15 protein-coding genes are annotated in these 16,864 nt (G+C 62.2%); all 15 read left to right on the top strand.

The genetic code is table 11. The annotated features are described in order from the left end of the window. The first annotated feature begins 182 nt into the window (after window positions 1-182). The 15 genes from V0U79_RS08120 to ftsA are packed head-to-tail and all read left to right on the top strand — an operon-like array spanning window position 183 to window position 16,795. Window positions 183-647, top strand: a complete 465-nt coding sequence (locus tag V0U79_RS08120) for a division/cell wall cluster transcriptional repressor MraZ (protein WP_330198993.1) — start codon at window positions 183-185, stop codon at window positions 645-647. Continuing rightward, entirely contained in the window at window positions 644-1,636 is a 993-nt protein-coding gene (rsmH, locus tag V0U79_RS08115; protein WP_330198992.1) for a 16S rRNA (cytosine(1402)-N(4))-methyltransferase RsmH, read from the top strand. The genes V0U79_RS08120 and rsmH overlap by 4 nt, the downstream gene beginning before the upstream one ends. Beyond that, on the top strand, window positions 1,633-1,986 hold the full coding sequence (gene ftsL / locus V0U79_RS08110) for a cell division protein FtsL (RefSeq protein ID WP_330198991.1): 354 nt from the start codon (window positions 1,633-1,635) through the stop codon (window positions 1,984-1,986). Before rsmH ends, ftsL begins: the two co-directional genes overlap by 4 nt. After that, window positions 1,983-3,755 (top strand): peptidoglycan D,D-transpeptidase FtsI family protein, encoded by a 1,773-nt coding sequence (locus tag V0U79_RS08105; protein ID WP_330198990.1) that lies wholly within the window; start codon window positions 1,983-1,985, stop codon window positions 3,753-3,755. The genes ftsL and V0U79_RS08105 overlap by 4 nt, the downstream gene beginning before the upstream one ends. Continuing rightward, entirely contained in the window at window positions 3,752-5,200 is a 1,449-nt protein-coding gene (locus tag V0U79_RS08100; RefSeq protein WP_330198989.1) for a UDP-N-acetylmuramoyl-L-alanyl-D-glutamate--2,6-diaminopimelate ligase, read from the top strand. The genes V0U79_RS08105 and V0U79_RS08100 overlap by 4 nt, the downstream gene beginning before the upstream one ends. Beyond that, a complete protein-coding gene (locus V0U79_RS08095; protein WP_330198988.1) occupies window positions 5,193-6,599 on the top strand; it encodes a UDP-N-acetylmuramoyl-tripeptide--D-alanyl-D-alanine ligase in 1,407 nt (468 codons plus the stop codon). Before V0U79_RS08100 ends, V0U79_RS08095 begins: the two co-directional genes overlap by 8 nt. Before the next feature lie 6 nt (window positions 6,600-6,605). Further along, a complete protein-coding gene (gene mraY, locus V0U79_RS08090; RefSeq protein WP_330198987.1) occupies window positions 6,606-7,715 on the top strand; it encodes a phospho-N-acetylmuramoyl-pentapeptide-transferase in 1,110 nt (369 codons plus the stop codon). A 6-nt stretch (window positions 7,716-7,721) separates the two neighbouring features. After that, window positions 7,722-9,122, top strand: a complete 1,401-nt coding sequence (gene murD / locus V0U79_RS08085) for a UDP-N-acetylmuramoyl-L-alanine--D-glutamate ligase (RefSeq protein ID WP_330198986.1) — start codon at window positions 7,722-7,724, stop codon at window positions 9,120-9,122. A 9-nt stretch (window positions 9,123-9,131) separates the two neighbouring features. Continuing rightward, on the top strand, window positions 9,132-10,250 hold the full coding sequence (gene ftsW, locus V0U79_RS08080; RefSeq protein WP_330198985.1) for a putative lipid II flippase FtsW: 1,119 nt from the start codon (window positions 9,132-9,134) through the stop codon (window positions 10,248-10,250). Window positions 10,251-10,252: 2 nt separating this feature from the next. Further along, window positions 10,253-11,329 carry an undecaprenyldiphospho-muramoylpentapeptide beta-N-acetylglucosaminyltransferase gene (gene murG, locus V0U79_RS08075; RefSeq protein ID WP_330198984.1) on the top strand — a complete coding sequence of 359 codons (1,077 nt, stop codon included), beginning with the start codon at window positions 10,253-10,255 and terminating at the stop codon, window positions 11,327-11,329. Window positions 11,330-11,345: 16 nt separating this feature from the next. Next, window positions 11,346-12,749: a UDP-N-acetylmuramate--L-alanine ligase gene (gene murC, locus V0U79_RS08070; RefSeq protein ID WP_330198983.1), complete on the top strand. Its 1,404-nt coding sequence runs from the start codon at window positions 11,346-11,348 to the stop codon at window positions 12,747-12,749. Then, window positions 12,746-13,669 carry a UDP-N-acetylmuramate dehydrogenase gene (gene murB, locus V0U79_RS08065; protein WP_330198982.1) on the top strand — a complete coding sequence of 308 codons (924 nt, stop codon included), beginning with the start codon at window positions 12,746-12,748 and terminating at the stop codon, window positions 13,667-13,669. Before murC ends, murB begins: the two co-directional genes overlap by 4 nt. Then, window positions 13,666-14,580 carry a D-alanine--D-alanine ligase gene (locus V0U79_RS08060; RefSeq protein ID WP_330198981.1) on the top strand — a complete coding sequence of 305 codons (915 nt, stop codon included), beginning with the start codon at window positions 13,666-13,668 and terminating at the stop codon, window positions 14,578-14,580. Before murB ends, V0U79_RS08060 begins: the two co-directional genes overlap by 4 nt. Beyond that, entirely contained in the window at window positions 14,568-15,485 is a 918-nt protein-coding gene (locus tag V0U79_RS08055) for a cell division protein FtsQ/DivIB (protein WP_330198980.1), read from the top strand. Before V0U79_RS08060 ends, V0U79_RS08055 begins: the two co-directional genes overlap by 13 nt. After that, window positions 15,482-16,795: a cell division protein FtsA gene (ftsA, locus tag V0U79_RS08050; protein WP_330198979.1), complete on the top strand. Its 1,314-nt coding sequence runs from the start codon at window positions 15,482-15,484 to the stop codon at window positions 16,793-16,795. Before V0U79_RS08055 ends, ftsA begins: the two co-directional genes overlap by 4 nt. Window positions 16,796-16,864: the final 69 nt, after the last annotated feature.

Raw genomic sequence — 16,864 nt, 5'->3', positions numbered from 1 at the left:
ACTTATCCACACCTATCCACAGATATGTTCTTAATCTGTTCTTTTGGTGCGCCGCAGCAAGGTCTGCGAATACTTCGCGGCAGGCTGAAAAAGTGCCGTTTTCGACCCTTTCTCCATTGTTTCCCATCAATTCCCATGTTATCCCATTGTTAACCGCAAGAGGGATGCGGAAGGGGAAATCAGTGTTCGTCTCGACCGCCACAAACGGAATTGATGCCAAGGGCCGTGTTTCGGTTCCGGCCGGATTCCGTTCGAACGTGTCGGGTGGCCCCTTCGACGGTATCTATGTCTGGCCCAGCTTTGACGGCCCCTGGCTGGAAGGTGGCGGTCAGGCGTTGATGGATGATTACCTCGACATGATCGAGGGCATGGATCCCTATGACGATGCGCGCCAGGCGCTGGAACAATCCATCTTTGGCGCCGCTCGTACGCTGTCGTTCGACGCCAATGGCCGGATCACGCTGCCGAAGGATCTGGCGGCTCATGCCGGTCTGGACGGCAAGGCAACCTTTGTTGGCCTGGGCCGCCGCTTCGAGATCTGGAATCCGGAAAGTTATGAGAAGCGCGCCGGTTCGGCTCGCGCCTTCGCCAAGGAAAACAAGCTCAAACTGCGCCGTCCCCGCCGTGTAAAGGAGGGGGAAGCATGAGCCATGTGCCGGTGCTCCTCGATGAAGTCCTTCATGCGCTCGAGCCGCGCGATGGCGCCCTCTATATAGATGGCACTTTCGGCGCGGGCGGTTATAGCCGAGCTATCCTGTCGGCAGCCAATTGCCGGGTCCTCGGTATTGACCGCGATCCGAATGTCCGGCCGGTTGGCGAAGACCTGAAACAGGCGTCCGGCGGCCGCTTCGTTCTCGTCGAAGCGCCCTTTTCGGCCATGAAGGATGTTGTGCGCCAGTCGGGTGGTGAGACCGTGGATGGCATCGTCCTCGACCTTGGCGTCTCGTCCATGCAGCTCGACCAGGCCGAGCGTGGTTTTTCGTTTTCCAGGCCCGGTCCGCTGGATATGCGCATGAGCGGCAAGGGGCCGAGCGCGGCCGACGCTGTGGCACAACTTTCTGAAAAAGAGCTGGCCGACATCTTCTTTATCTATGGCGACGAAAAGAAATCCCGCCGCGTCGCGTCCTTCATTGTCCGCCAGCGTGCGGAAGTTCCGTTCGAGACTACCGACCAGCTGGCCGAGACCGTCGCTCGCGCGATTGGCGGAAAGCCCGGCAAGACTCATCCGGCGACCCGGGTGTTCCAGGCGCTCCGGATCTTCGTCAATGACGAGATGGGCGAGCTGGTTCGCGCGCTCCACGCCGCAGAGGAATTACTGTCACCGCTGGGCCGCGTCGTGATCGTCACTTTCCATTCGCTGGAAGACCGTATTGTGAAGACCTTCTTCCGCGCCCGCGCCGGTATGAATGCCGGCGGCTCGCGGCACATGCCGGAAGTCGAGAAGGGGCCGGAACCGTCCCTTCGCCTTCTCACCCGGAAGGCCATCGAGCCCAGCCGGGAAGAGGTTAACGTTAATCCGCGTGCCCGATCGGCACGTTTGCGGGCTGCCATCCGCACCGACGCTCCGGCCTGGCCCGGCGATATTTCCCTGTTTCCCAATGCGCCGTCACTAGACCGGCTGGAGGCTTCCTCATGATCCGCGCCCTGAACGTGCTCGCCTTTATCGTGGCATCCGTCCTCGCCGTGGCCCTTTACATTGCCAAAACGGAGGCGCAGGAAGCCCGCGAACGCCTGGCGGAAATGCAATCCGACCTCGCCGAAGAGCGGCGCCAGATCAACGTGTTACGCGTCGACATTGCCCACCTGGAAGACCCGGACCGGCTCCGGGCTCTGGCGCGCCAGTATCTGGGTTTCGAGCCGCTGGACCCTCGCCGCGAGGTGGCCATGTCAGATCTCCCCTTGCTGATTGAACCGCACGGGCGCGCCTATGCCGTGTCGCAAGAGGAAGGAGACGAAACGGTTGTCGTGGCCGGAGGGCCGCAATGATCCGTTTCTGGCGAAAATCCAACCCCATACGTCGGACGCTTGAAGCCTACGCTGACTCCAGACCGCTGCCAGAAGCGGCACCGGAAAATCTGACCCGTGTTCTGCGGGTTGAAAACGAAGACGCCTCGATCATTGAGGATGCTCGCCGCCGGCTGGCTGTCATCGGATTCACCATGGTGATAGCCTTTGGCGGGCTGGGCTTCCGCGCTATCGAACTGGCCTTTACGGGCAGCGAAGCTGTGGCCACTATTCCGGCCCAGGCCGAAGCCAGGCGTGGCGATCTGGTCGATCGCAATGGCCAGGTGCTGGCTACGACGCTGGAAACCTGGTCGCTTTTTGCCGATCCGCAGCTCGTTTGGGATGCGCGCGAGACGGCTGAAGCCCTGGTCACCGTATTGCCGGATCTGGATGTCGACGAATTGACAGCCGATCTCTCGTCTCGCCGGCGTTTCGTCTGGGTGCAGCGCAATCTGACCCCTCGCCAGCGGCAGGCGGTTTTTGCACTCGGCATGCCCGGGCTAGAATTCCGGACCGAGCCGCGCCGCGTTTATCCGCGCGGACGTCTGGCGGCGCATGCCATCGGCCATGCCAGCCGTGACATGGATGGCCTTGCTGGCGCCGAGCAGGCATTCAATTCTGCACTGACCAATGACGGCGGCCGGCCGGTGCCGCTTTCGATCGACATGGGCGTGCAATTCCATGTCGATGAAGTGCTGCGCCGCTATATGGCGGAGTTCCAGGCGCAATCGGCAACCGGTATCGTCCTTGATGTCGAGACCGGCGAAATCCTCAGCCTTGTCTCCTTGCCCGACTTCGATCCCAACAGGGCAGGCGAAGCCGCCTCCGGAGAGCGGCTCAACCGGGCGCTTCAGGCCCGCTACGAGATGGGGTCGACCTTCAAGGCCTTCACCGTGGCGCTAGCACTTGAGCAGGGCATTGCCGAGCCGGGCGAGACATTTGACGCGACAAACCCGCTGCATGTCGGTGGCTATACGATCGAGGATTTTCACGCCGAGAACCGGGCGCTTACCCTCGCCGAGATATTCACCCATTCCTCGAATATCGGATCCTCGCTGATCGCCATGGAGGCCGGAGCGGACGCGCAGCGCGATCTGCTGCAGCGCCTGCGTTTGCTGGAGCGCGCGCCGGTGGAACTCGATGAGAGCGCGAGCCCGCTTTTGCCGCGCCATTGGGGCCCGACCGAAACGGCTACTATCTCCTACGGTCATGGCATTGCGGTTAGCCCGCTGGCGGTGGCCTCGGCATTTGCGGCGATTGCCAATGATGGCGTTTATGTCCGCCCGACCCTGCGTCCGGTGCGCCCCGGCGAAACGGTCGCAGGCGAACAGGTGATTTCCCCGGAGGTAGCCCAGGGCGTGCTCGATCTGATGCGCGAAGTCGTGGAAAACGGCACCGGTGGACGCGCCGACGCGCCGGGCTTTCGCGTCGCCGGCAAAACCGGGACGGCGGAAATACCGACCCGCGGAGGCTATGACGAGGACCGGTTGATCTCCTCTTTCTCGGCTGTCTTCCCCTATGATGATCCGCAATACGTGGTTCTGGTGATCCTTGAAGAACCGCAAGGCAACGCCTCGACCTATGGCTATGCAACAGGAGGGTGGACGGCAGCCCCCGCAGCAGGCGAAATCATATCGCGGATCGCCTCGATTCTGGGGGTCGAACAGGAGGATGATCCGTTGGCGCGCTCGGCGCTCGTGCGCGCGGCACTGACGCCTGACCCCGAACCTGTGGTGAGACCGGACGAGTGAAACTCTCAGACCTCATAGCGCCTGATCAGCTTGAAGGGCCGGATATCGAGATCACCGGACTGACGCTGGACAGCCGGGCCGTAGAGCCCGGCTTCCTGTTTGCAGCGCTGCCCGGTCTGACGGTGCACGGCAAGCAATTCATTCCCCAGGCGATCAAGGCGGGGGCCGCCGCGGTGCTGACGGAAGCCGGCATCCCGGTCGAGGGAGCCATTCCCGTTCACGATGTGGATCCGGCCACCCGCTTCGCGGCGGTTGCTGCGCGCTTTTATCCGCGTCAGCCGGAAATGATTGCGGCGGTGACCGGCACCAATGGTAAAAGTTCGACCGTCGATTTCCTGCGCCAGATCTGGCGCGGCGCCGGTATCGACGGTGCCAGCCTGGGCACGTTGGGCGTGGCCCGCGGCGAAGGCTGGATCGAGACCGGTTATACGACGCCGGATGCCGCGGCTGTGCACAAGGCACTGGACGCGCTGGCGCGTGATGGCTGTACCCATCTGGCGATGGAAGCATCCAGCCACGGGCTGAAACAGAAGCGCATGGACGGGGTAAAGGTAAAGCTGACTGCCTTCACTAACCTCACCCAGGATCACCTCGATTATCATCCCGATTTTGCAGACTATTTTGCCAGCAAGATGAAGCTTTTCCTGCAGCTGGCCGAAGCCGGTTCGCCCGCCATTATCAATGTCGATTCCGACTGGGGCGGTGACGTGGCCGACAAATGTGCCGCTCACGGGCTGGACGTGATCCAGGTCGGTTGGCGCGGCCGGGATTGGCGCATCCGGGAGATCACACCGAAAGCGGCCAGCCAGGACGTGACGCTGGAGATCCATGGCAAGGTCAAGCGTATCCGCTTGCCGCTCGTCGGAGAATTCCAGGTCGCCAATGCCGTAGGCGCTGCAGCCATGGCGGCTTATTCCGGTGTCGCCCAGGACGCTGCAATAGAGGCCATGGCGGCGCTGAAAGGCGTGCCAGGACGATTGGAAATGGCAGCGAAAACGCCGGATGGCTCGCCTATCCTGGTCGATTACGCGCACACGCCCGACGGGCTGGACAAGCTGATCCGCGCGGCGCGTCCGCATACGCGCGGCCGGATTTTCATCGTCTTTGGCTGTGGCGGTGATCGTGATCCGACCAAGCGCAAGCCAATGGGCGAGATCGCCGTGAAACTGGCTGATCATGCCATTGTGACCGATGATAACCCGCGCTCGGAAGACGGGGCCGCCATTCGTGCGGAAGTGATGAAAGGCGCCATAGGCGCCGAGGAAATCGGTGATCGCGCCACGGCCATTCGCCATGCCCTTTCGCAAATGAAGGCGGGTGACACGCTGTTGATTGCTGGCAAGGGCCATGAGACGGGCCAGAAGATCGGCAATGTCGTTCACCCCTTTGATGACCGCGAGGAAGCCCGGAAGGCCGTCGCCGAGCTGGGAGGCGCTCATGGCTGACCCTCTCTGGACAGCCCGTGATGCAGCAGCAGCGACCGGCGGCAAACTTGATCCCGAGGCCAGCTGGACGGCGACCGGCGTATCCATCGATACCCGTTCCATCCGGCCGGGCGATTTGTTCGTGGCGCTGCAGGATCAGCGCGATGGTCATGATTTCGTGCCGGATGCGATGGCGAGGGGGGCAGCGGCCGCTCTGGTCTCGCGCGCCGATTGCGGACCCGGCAACAAGCTGGTGGTTGGTGACACGCTGGAAGGACTGCGGAGCCTGGCAATCCATGCCCGCGACCGGTCAGATGCTATCCGCGTGGCGGTGACCGGCAGTGTTGGCAAAACCAGCGTCAAGGAAGCACTCGCCAGTGTCTTCAGAAGCGTCGGAAGCGCCCATGCATCACAGAAATCCTATAATAATCATTGGGGTGTGCCGCTCACCCTGTCCCTGACGCCCGCCCATGTCGACCGCGCTGTCTATGAGATGGGCATGAATCATGCTGGCGAAATCCGTGCGCTTTCCGGCCTTGTTCAGCCGCATGTGGCGCTGATCACGAAAATCGCGCCGGCTCATCTGGAAAACCTTGGCAGCATGGAAGCCATCGCGGATGCCAAGGCCGAGATCTTCGAAGGTTTGCATCCGGACGGGGTGGCAATTTTTCCGTCCGATGATGAATTCGCGCCGCGCCTGCGGGCTCATGCTCAGGTCAGCAAGGCGGCCTTCATGCTTGAATTCGGACGCGAGACGAATGCTGCTGTCCGGATCTGTGATTTCGAGACCGGCCCGGCCGGAGGCAAAGGGCGGATCTGTGTGCTCGGCAAGGAGGTGGACTTCCGTGTCCCTGCGACTGGCGCCCACTGGGCGTGGAATGCAGCCGCGATATTCGCAACCGCCATTGCTGCCGGTGTCGATGCCGGAGCGGTGGCCGACGCTTTGGCCGGAATCGAGGCGGCATCCGGCCGCGGAGCAACACGCAGGATTGCCATCGACGGTGGTTATTTCACGCTGATCGATGACAGCTACAATGCCAACCCGGCCTCCATGGCATCGGGCCTTTCCATTCTTGGCGCAACCGTGCCGGACGGTGGCCGCCGCATCGCTGTTCTCGGCGAAATGTTGGAACTGGGCCCGGATTCACCGGACCTTCATCGTTCACTCGCAGGGCCTCTGGAAGAGGCCCGTGCAGATGCGATTTTCCTTTCCGGAAAAGGCATGACGCCACTGGCAGAACAAATTGCCGGAGACCGTCTGATCAGCTGTGCAGATACGGCTGACGACCTCATGCCGTCCCTGGCTCGCTATATCGGTCCGGGTGATGTGGTTTTCATCAAGGGATCGAATGCTTCAGGCGTTCACAGAATCGCCCGAATGCTGATGGAAGACGATCCGGGCGCTCGGGGACAGGGATAATTCGACATGCTGGAATGGCTGCTTCTGCCGTACGCTGAAGATTTCGCGCTCTTCAATCTGCTGAACTATATTACTTTCCGGACGGGCGGAGCGCTGATGACGGCGCTGATCATTGCGATGATCGGTGGCGCCCCCTTCATCCGATGGCTGAAGAAGAAGCAGCGTGAAGGCCAGCCGATCCGCGAGGACGGGCCTGAACGCCACATTGTCGAGAAAGCCGGCACACCGACCATGGGCGGCTTCCTCATCCTTCTGGGCATTGTGATCGGCACGCTTTTGTGGGGTGATCTGTCCAACCAGTATCTCTGGGTCGTTCTGTTTGTCACGGTCGGCTATGGCGGGATCGGCTTCATTGACGATTACCGCAAGGTGACACAGCGATCCACGGCCGGCCTTTCGGGCAAGGCCAAGCTTCTCCTGCAATTTATTATCGGTGCACTGGCCGTATGGTGGATGGTCTACTTGCTGGGTCAGAATGAAGGCCTGCCCGACGGTTATGCGACGTCCGTCGCCGTGCCGTTTTTCAAGGATTTGCTGATCCCGTTGGGCTTTGCGCTCTTCCTTGCCTTTGGCACGATTGTGATCGCTGCGTCCTCAAACGCGGTCAATCTGACCGACGGGCTGGATGGCCTGGCTATCGTGCCGGTGATGATCGCGGCCGCCAGCTTCGGCTTTATCGCCTATCTCGTCGGCAATTACGTCTTCGCAGATTATCTCCAGCTGAATTTCACGCCGGGCACAGGTGAGCTCGCCGTCTTTTGTGGCGCTCTGCTGGGCGCGTCGCTGGGTTTCCTCTGGTATAATGCGCCTCCGGCCATGGTGTTCATGGGGGATACCGGTTCGCTGTCTCTGGGCGGTGCGCTGGGTACGATTGCTGTCGCCGTGAAGCACGAGATCGTCCTGGCGATCATTGGCGGTCTCTTCGTGCTCGAAGCGGTCTCCGTGATGGTTCAGATTGCCTCGTTCAAACTGTTCGGAAAGCGTGTCTTCAAGATGGCGCCGATACACCATCATTTCGAGAAACTGGGCTGGCAGGAATCGACCATCGTCGTCCGGTTCTGGATCATAGCGGTCATCCTCGCCATGATCGGCCTCGCTACCCTCAAGCTTCGCTAGGTCCTGATGATACCGGTTCCCGGATATGAAGATCAGGCCGTTGCCGTCTTCGGTCTGGGACGCAGCGGCCGGACAACTTGTGCGGCGCTGGCGGCTGGTGGCGCCAGAGTGCTGGCCTGGGATGACAATTCCGAAACCCGCACCCGTGCCCAGGCCGACGGGCTGACCCTGACGGATCTTGACCGTGCCGACTGGTCGGATATCCGGGCCCTGGTTTTGTCACCCGGCGTGCCGCTTACCCACCCCGAACCGCACCGGCTTGTGAAACGCGCCGCGGAAGAAGATGTTCCGGTGATCGGCGACATGGAGCTGTTCGCACAGGCCATGGCAGCTCTGCCGGAAGAGAGGCGTCCGAAAATCATCGGAATTACCGGCACGAACGGCAAGTCGACTACCACGGCGCTGATCGGCCATATCCTGAAGAAGATCGGCCGGGACTACCGCGTTGGCGGCAATATCGGTGTTGCCATCCTGGGGCTGGAGCCTCCGCGCGCCTCGACCGTCTTCGTGATCGAATTGTCCTCCTACCAGCTCGATCTGGTCCACAGCCTTCGCTGTAATGTCGCCATCTGGCTTAACCTCACGCCGGATCATCTGGACCGGCATGGCGACATGGCCGGCTACAAGGCAGCCAAATTCCGCATCTTCAATAACCAGACCGCCGAAGATGCCGCCATTATCGGCATTGATGACGATCATTCTGCCGGGGTCATGAACCGGCTGAAGGCGGGCCGGCTTCAGACCGTGATCCCGATCTCCTCCGGCCGGTCGCTCAGCCACGGCGTTTATGCGCTGGGCGGCAAGCTCCGCGATGCGGTGTCCGGTCCGGTCCGCGATGTGCTGGATTTGGACAGTCTGGTAACGCTGCCCGGCGCCCACAACGCCCAGAATGTTGCCGCTGCTTACGCCGCCGTCAGATGGCTGGGCGTGCCGTCTGACGAGATCGCCGACGCGATCGAAACTTTCCCCGGCCTGGCGCACCGCCTGGAACTGGTTGGCACTCACAAGGGCATTCGCTTCATCAATGATTCCAAAGCGACCAATGCCGAGGCAACGGCCAAGGCGCTGGCCAGTTTTGACCACATTTACTGGATCGCCGGTGGCCGCAAGAAAGAGGGCGGGATCGGATCGCTGGCGCCTTTCTTTCCACGCATCGAGAAGGCCTATCTGATCGGCGAGGCTGCAGGGGAGTTTGCAGCAACGCTCTCCAGCGCTGTCGCCAGCGTCGAGGCCGGCACGCTGGAAAATGCACTCGATCTCGCCGCGCGCGATGCCGGATCCGGCGGACGTTCAGCGCCGGTCATTCTTCTTTCACCTGCTTGCGCGAGTTTTGATCAATTCAGGGATTTCGAGCATCGCGGAGACGTGTTCCGCATGCTCGTGAAATCCCGGATCGGGAACGCGTAAGGGGCAGGCATGATTGCCATAGAGGCACGGCATTTTGGCGATTGGTGGAAGTCGATCGACCGGACCCTGCTATTCGTCGTACTGGCGCTGATCAGCGTCGGCCTGATCCTCTCGCTGGCCGCCAGCCCGGCCGCCACGGTCCGCGAAAACATCTCCGATCCCTTCTATTTTCTCTACCGGCACAGTGTGTTTGCGCTTTTGAGCCTGGGTGTTCTGCTCTTCGTTTCTTCGCTGGATCACCGGAATATCCGCCGGCTGTGCGCGCTGACCCTGCTGGGATCACTCTTCCTGGTCGGGGTGACAATTATCATGGGGCATGAAGTCGGCGGCGCGTCCCGCTGGCTGCGCTTCCCCGGCTTCTCGGTCCAGCCGTCCGAATTCCTCAAACCCTCGCTGATCGTAATGGTCGCCTGGCTGTTTGCCGAGGCCCGGAACGGGGCCCCCATTCCGGGCCGCGTGATTGCCTTCGGTCTTTACCTGACCAGCGTTGTCCTGCTGATGCAGCAGCCGGATTTCGGCCAGTCCATCCTGATCACGCTTGTCTTCGGCGGCATATTCTTCGTTGCCGGTCTCAATTTGCGCTGGATGCTGGGCCTGATCACGACGGCCACGGCCGGCATCATTTCGGCCTGGCTCTTTCTGCCCTATGTGGCGACGCGCGTGGAGCGTTTCCTTAATCCCGGGGCTGGCGAGACCTATCAGACCGATACCGCTATCGCGGCGATCTCCCGCGGCGGGATTATGGGGGTCGGCCCGGGCGAGGGGACGATCAAGCGCCTTTTGCCGGACTCGCATACCGATTTCATTTTCTCCGTCGCCGCCGAGGAGTTCGGGCTGATCGCCTCGCTTTCCATTATCGGCCTGTTCGCCATTCTGGTTGCGCGCGCCTGGATGAACGCACTGCGTCTGACCGATCATTTCGCGCAGCTGGCCGTGTCGGGACTGGCCCTGCAATTCGGTCTGCAGGCGGTCATCAATATCGGCGTCAATCTCGACCTGATCCCGCCCAAGGGCATGACCCTGCCATTCATCTCCTATGGCGGATCGTCCATGCTGGCACTGGCGCTGGGTGCCGGGCTGATGCTGGCATTGACCCGCAAGCGGCCCGGCGCGTATCTGCGCGCATGACAATGCCCAGACGCGCCCTGATAGCTGCCGGTGGAACCGGTGGCCATATGTTCCCCGCACGCGCTGCCGCGCAGGAACTCGTGGATCGTGGCTGGGAGGTCCGCCTCGTTACCGACGCGCGCGGGATGAAACACACGGACGGTTTCCCTGCCGTGTCTGTTGATCCGATCAAGGCTGCCAGCCCGGTCACGAAAAACCCGGTCAAGCTGGTCTCGGCCTGGATGCAATTGCTGTCCGGCCTGATGAGCTGCCGCAAAATCATCAAGCAATGGAAGCCCGATATGGTGGCCGGTTTTGGCGGCTATCCGGCGTTTCCGGCCTTGCTGGCAGCGAAACAGAAGAATGTGCCGTTTGCCATCCACGAGCAGAATGCGGTGCTGGGCCGGGTGAACCGGGTCTTTGCCGGGAATGCAGCCTTTGTGGCTTCCGGGTTTGATCGGCTGGATCGACGGCCAGTAAACGCCGTCCATAAAGTGCTGGGCAATCCTGTCCGTACGCCGCTGGTCGAAGCGCGGGAAAAACCTTTCCCGTCCATGGATGACAAGATCCGCGTTTTCGTTCTGGGCGGCAGTCTGGGCGCGCGCATCCTTTCCGAAACCGTGCCACAAGCCATGGCCGATCTCCCGGAATGGCTACGTTCCCGCCTTCTTGTTGCCCAACAGACCCGCGAAGAATCCCTGGATATGGCCAGGGACATTTACAGCGAAGCCGGCATAGACGCCGTATGCGAGCCTTTCTTCACCGATGTGGCCGACAGGCTGGCCGCCTGTCATCTGGTTATTGCCCGCGCGGGCGCGTCCAGCGTGTCCGAGATCGCCTGTGTCGGACGCCCGGCGATCTTTGTGCCGCTGGCCATCGCCGCCGATGATCACCAGACCGCCAATGCGGAAGGCCTCGTTGAGGCCGGTGCTGCCGATTCCATTCCCGAACGCCAGTTCAATGCCGAAGCACTGACAGCCTTGCTTGAAGTGCGCCTTGCCAATCCCGATGATCTGGCCGAACGCGCGGCAAAATCCCGGTCGCTGGGCCGGCCGGCCGCCGCAAAAGCCTTCGCCGAAGCCCTGATCGCACTCGCCTGAGGACAAGACACACAACATGCCTTCCAATGTTCTGCCCATCCGCGTCGGACCCATCCATTTTGTCGGCATTGGCGGCATCGGCATGAGTGGTATTGCCGAGGTAATGATCAATCTCGGCTATGAGGTGCAGGGCTCCGACATCAAGGAGAACCCGAATGTCGCCCGGCTGCGCGACAAGGGGGCGACCGTCCATATCGGCCATGCCGCCGGGAATGTGAATGGCGCCGGGGCGTTGGTCGTCTCGACGGCGATCAAGCCGGACAATCCCGAGCTGAAAGCCGCGCGTGAGAAGAAAATTCCGGTCGTGCGCCGCGCGGAAATGCTGGCCGAGCTGATGCGCCTGAAATACTCGGTCGCCGTTGCCGGCACCCATGGCAAGACCACCACCACCTCGCTGGTCTCCGCCCTGATGGATGCTGCCGGGCTGGACCCGACTGTCATTAATGGCGGCATCATTTCCGCCTATGGCTCCAACGCCAAGATGGGTGAGGGCGACTGGATGGCTGTCGAAGCGGATGAAAGCGATGGCTCTTTCCTGAAACTGCGCGCCACCATCGGTATCGTTACCAATATCGACCCGGAACACATGGAGCATTACGGCGATTTCGACACGCTGCGCTTTGCTTTCCGCCAGTTCGTAGAGGGTCTGCCGTTTTATGGCTTCGCCGTGTTGTGCACCGACCACCCGGAAGTCCAGGCGCTGGCCGCCAAGGTCACGGACCGGCGCGTTATCACCTATGGCTTCAACCCGCAGGCTGATGTCCGCGCCGAAAACCTGGAAATGACGCCGGCCGGCTCGCGCTTTGACGTCGTCTTCCGCGACAATGGTCATTCCGAACGCTGGGACGGTGTTTTCCTGCCGATGATGGGCGAACACAACGTGCTCAATACCCTGTCAGCCATTGCGGTCGCGCGTGAACTGGGCACGGGCGAGGATGCGGCCAAGTCGGCGTTGAAAGGCTTTGGCGGTGTGAAGCGCCGCTTCACCCATACCGGCAGCTGGAACGGGGCAGAGATCATTGATGATTACGGCCACCACCCGGTCGAGATTGCAGCCGTCCTGAGGGCTGCCCGTCAGGCGGCGACCGGCAAGGTCATCGCCGTCGCCCAGCCGCACCGTTACACGCGCCTGCACGATCTGTTCGAGGAATTCTGTACCTGCTTCAACGATGCCGACAGCGTACTGATCGCGCCAGTCTATGAAGCCGGTGAAACGCCGATCGAAGGCGCCAATGCCGGGCATCTGGTCGAGGGTTTGCGTTCGCACGGTCACCGCGATGCGCATACGACGACCCGCGACACTGTGGCGGCGGCCGTGGCTGAACGCGCCGGCGAGGGCGACATCATTGTCTGCCTCGGTGCCGGCGATATCACCGCCTGGGCTTATGCCTTGCCGGGCGAGCTGGAGAAGTTGGGGTGAGCCTCACCGACCGCCTCCCGCCCGTCCGAGGCAAATATCTGGAAAACGCGCCGCTGGCCGACATGACCTGGCTGCGGGTGGGCGGCCCGGCAGAAGTTCTCTTCCTGCCAGCCGACGAGGCCGACCTCGCCAACTTCCTGGCTGAAACGCCAGACGATATTCCGGTTCACATCCTCGGTGCAGGCTCGAATACGCTGGTCCGCGATGGCGGTGTGCCTGGCGTCGTGATCCGCGTGACCGCGCCCTTTGGCAAGGTCGAGGCTATTGGCGGCAATCGCCTGAAAGCCGGGGCGGCTGCTCTGGACAAGAAGGTCGCGCAGGCCGCCGCGAAAGCCGGGATTGCGGGGCTGGAATTCTTCACCGGCGTGCCGGGCGCGATCGGCGGGGCGATCCGCATGAATGCCGGCTGTTACGGCACCGAGACCTGCGACGTGCTGGTCGAGGCCGTGGCGCTGGACCGGATGGGACGCCGCCTGATCATCCAGCCCGAAGAGCTGGGATATGCCTATCGCCATTCCGAAGCGCCGGACGACTGGATTTTCGTCGAGGCGACATTCGAGGGCAAAGCCGACGATCCCGCCGCTATCGAAGCGCGCATGGCGCAGATCACGGCACGACGTGAACAGACCCAGCCGATCCGCGAAAAGACATCCGGCTCGACCTTCAAGAATCCCGATCCGCCTGGAACCCCGGACCAGCGCAAGGCCTGGAAACTGATCGATCAGACTGGCTGGCGCGGCAAGAAAATCGGTGGCGCCTGTTTTTCCAGGCAGCACGCGAATTTTTTGATCAATGACGGCACGGCCAGCGCGGCGGATCTGGAAGCCGTGGCCGAGGGCGCCCGCGCCGACATCAAGGCCGCCACCGGCATCGATTTGCACTGGGAAGTGCGCCGTATCGGCGTGGAGACATCATCATGACGAAGCGTATCGCAGTCCTTCTGGGCGGCATGTCCGCCGAACGCCCGGTTTCGCTGGTCTCCGGCAAGGCCTGCGCAGATGCGTTGCGCCGGAAGGGCTGGGACGTGGTCGAGATCGACCCGACCCGCGAACTGGCGAAACAGCTCGATGAAGCCGCGCCGGATGTAGTCTTCAACGGGCTGCACGGTGAGTGGGGCGAGGACGGCAAGGTCCAGGGCATCCTCGAGCATTATGGCGCGCCCTATACCCATTCCGGCGTGCTGGCCTCGGCGCTCGCCATGGACAAGCAGCGCGCCAAGGCCGTGCTGCAATTATTCGGTGTTCGCTGCCCGGAAGGCAAGCTGGTCAACCGCCTCGATGCGGCGCGCGAGCACGTGTATGAACCGCCCTATGTCCTGAAGCCGAATGCTCAGGGCTCGTCTGTGGGCGTCTTCATTATCCCCGAAGGCTCGAACCGCCCGCCGGCGGAACTGGCGGCGGATGACTGGACGCTGGGTGACGAAATGCTGGCCGAGAAATTCATTCCCGGCCGGGAGCTCACAGTTGCCGTGATGGGCGACAAGGCCCTGGCCGTGACCGAGATCATTCCGCAGACCCGCTTCTATGATTACGAAGCCAAATACGCCGCGGGCGGATCGGTCCACGAGATTCCGGCAAAGATCCCTCATGACGTTGCGGAAGAGGCCAAACGCCTGGCGCTCATCGCGCATGAAGCCATGGGTTGCCGCGGCCTGACGCGCAGTGATTTCCGCTATGATGAATCAGCGAATGGCGGCCTATGGTTACTTGAAATTAACACCCAACCGGGCATGACTCCGACATCCCTTGCGCCTGAGCAGGCAGCATGGAGCGGGATCGAATTTGACGATCTCGTTCAGTGGATGGCGGAGGATGCGTCATGTCCAAGGTGAAACGCGCTCCTGCGCGGCGAAAGCCGACGCGGCGCAAATCACCCGGAAAGAAAACCGCCGCAGCGTCCGCGCCGCGGCGTTTTCGTAACTGGGTCGAAGCCCGGTTGCGCGGTGCCCGTTACAGCGCCGCCAATGCCGCACGCCTGGTCGCCACCCTTGGCCTTGCCTTGTCTGCCCTGATCGTCGGCGGGCTCTTCATTTTCGGTGGTCTCGATGATGCCGGTGCTTCGCTGCGCCGCGTGGCCGAGACACAGACGGCTTCCCTTGGCATGGCGATTGACGCCATCGATATCACCGGGGTCGAGGCCGACGAAACCGCGCTGATTGCGGCTGCCATATCTGCCTATCGCGGCCAGCCCATGCTGGCGTTTGACCCCGACGCTGCTCGTGCCGATGTCGAAGCGCTCGCCTGGGTCCGTGAAGCCAGCGTCGTCCGCCTCTGGCCGAACCGGATCAGCGTGGTCATTCAGCCGCGATCTGAGTTCGCGCTTTGGCAGGTAGAGGGCGAGATCCATGTGATCGATCGCGATGGGTCGGTGCTTGGCGAGGCCAGCGCAAGCGATTGGCCGGATTTGCCACTTGTCGTCGGCTATGGTGCCAATACTGAAGCCGAAGCCCTGGTCGAAATGCTGGAACACCATGAAGAGATTGCCAGCCGCGTCAGCGCCATGGTCCGGGTCGGAGACCGGCGCTGGAATCTGCGCCTCGCGAACGGGCTCGACATCAAACTGCCGGAAGACGAGGTGGGTGCGGCGCTGGCCCTGCTCTCGGCCATGCATTCGCAGCGCGGCGTACTGCGCCTGGATGCGGAAAGTATTGATTTGCGTCAGCCGGGCGAAATGATTGTCCGTGCTCTGCCGGAGCGCGCCCGCGAAGCGGGTATCGGTGGGGAGAGCGACGCGTGAGCTTGTTCGACCTGTTCGGTAACAGCAAGGTGCAAAGCGGGACGCCCAACCGCCCGGGCGTTTGCGCCGCGCTTGATCTGGGCTCCTCCAAGACGGTCTGCTTCATCTCCAGGGCAGAGCAGACTGCAGAGGGCCCGCGCCCGCGTATTATCGGTGTCGGCCATCAGTCGGCGCGCGGCATGAAAGGCGGGGTGATTTCCGACCTCGAGCTGGCCCGCAAGAATATCCGGGAAACCGTCCAGCGCGCCGAAAAGATGGCGGGTGTCGCCGTCAGCCAGGTCAGCGTGGCCCTGACGGCATCCCGGGCCCGGGGTGAGGGCATCACGCTGGAATCACCCATTGCGCGCAGCGAGATCACCGAGCGCGATATGCGCCGATTGCAGGATGCCGCCATCGCTGAATTCCAGCGGCCTGATGAAGTGATCCTCCACGCTATCGTCGTGTCCTGGGTCGTTGATGGCCGCGACGAAGTCAGCGATCCGCGTGGCATGTATGGCCGCAATCTCGCCGTCAACATGCACATCGTGACCTCACCGGTCGGTCCATTGCGCAATCTGCTGAACTGCCTTGAAGCCTGCCATCTCGATCTGCGCGCGGTTGTGGCGTCGCCTTATGCTGCCGGACTGGCTGCGCTGACCGATGACGAGATCGAACTTGGCGCAACACTGATCGACATGGGCGCCGAGACCACATCGGCGGCCGTTTTCTCGCATGGCACGCTGGCGCGCCTGACCGCAGCGCCGGTTGGCGGGCGGCACGTTACCAGTGACCTGGCGCGAGGCCTTCAGACACCTTTGACCTCGGCAGAGCGGATCAAGATCCTTTATGGTTCCGCGCTGGAAAGCCCTAGCGATGATCGGCAGATGATCGAGGTGCCGCCGGTGACAGGCGAGGGCGACCGTATGAATTCCGCGCCGCGCTCGATGCTCAATTCCATTATCCGGCCGAGGCTCGAAGAAACCTTCGAACTGCTTCGCGACAAGCTGGATGTTGATGGCCGGCTGGATCAGAACCACCGCGTTGTCCTGACAGGCGCCGCCGCCCAGCTGCCTGGCGCCCGCGAGCTCGCCTCGAGGATTTTCGGACGGTCCGCGCGGCTGGCTGCTCCGCACGGACTATCGGGCATGGGGGATGCCGTGAGCGGTCCCGGCTTCTCTGTTGTCTCGGGTATTATCCTGCGCGAAACCCGAGGCGCCGCGGAGGCTTTCTATGGGCCGCCGAAGCTGAATGCAGGCCGTGTCCGGGGCAAGAGCCGTCGTTCGGCATCGGCGCCGTCCAGCGTCTGGCGCTGGCTGGCAGAAAGTTTCTAGGCATTTTCCACAAAGAATTCTGTGGATTTAACCCGCAATTAAGCGCTGTGGGCGGACATTGTCCGCGAA

Source organism: Hyphobacterium lacteum, from assembly GCF_036330345.1.
In the GTDB taxonomy this organism is placed as follows: domain Bacteria; phylum Pseudomonadota; class Alphaproteobacteria; order Caulobacterales; family Maricaulaceae; genus Hyphobacterium; species Hyphobacterium lacteum.
Note: the sequence above shows the minus strand (reverse complement) of the source record. Positions and strands in the feature narration are given on the sequence as shown.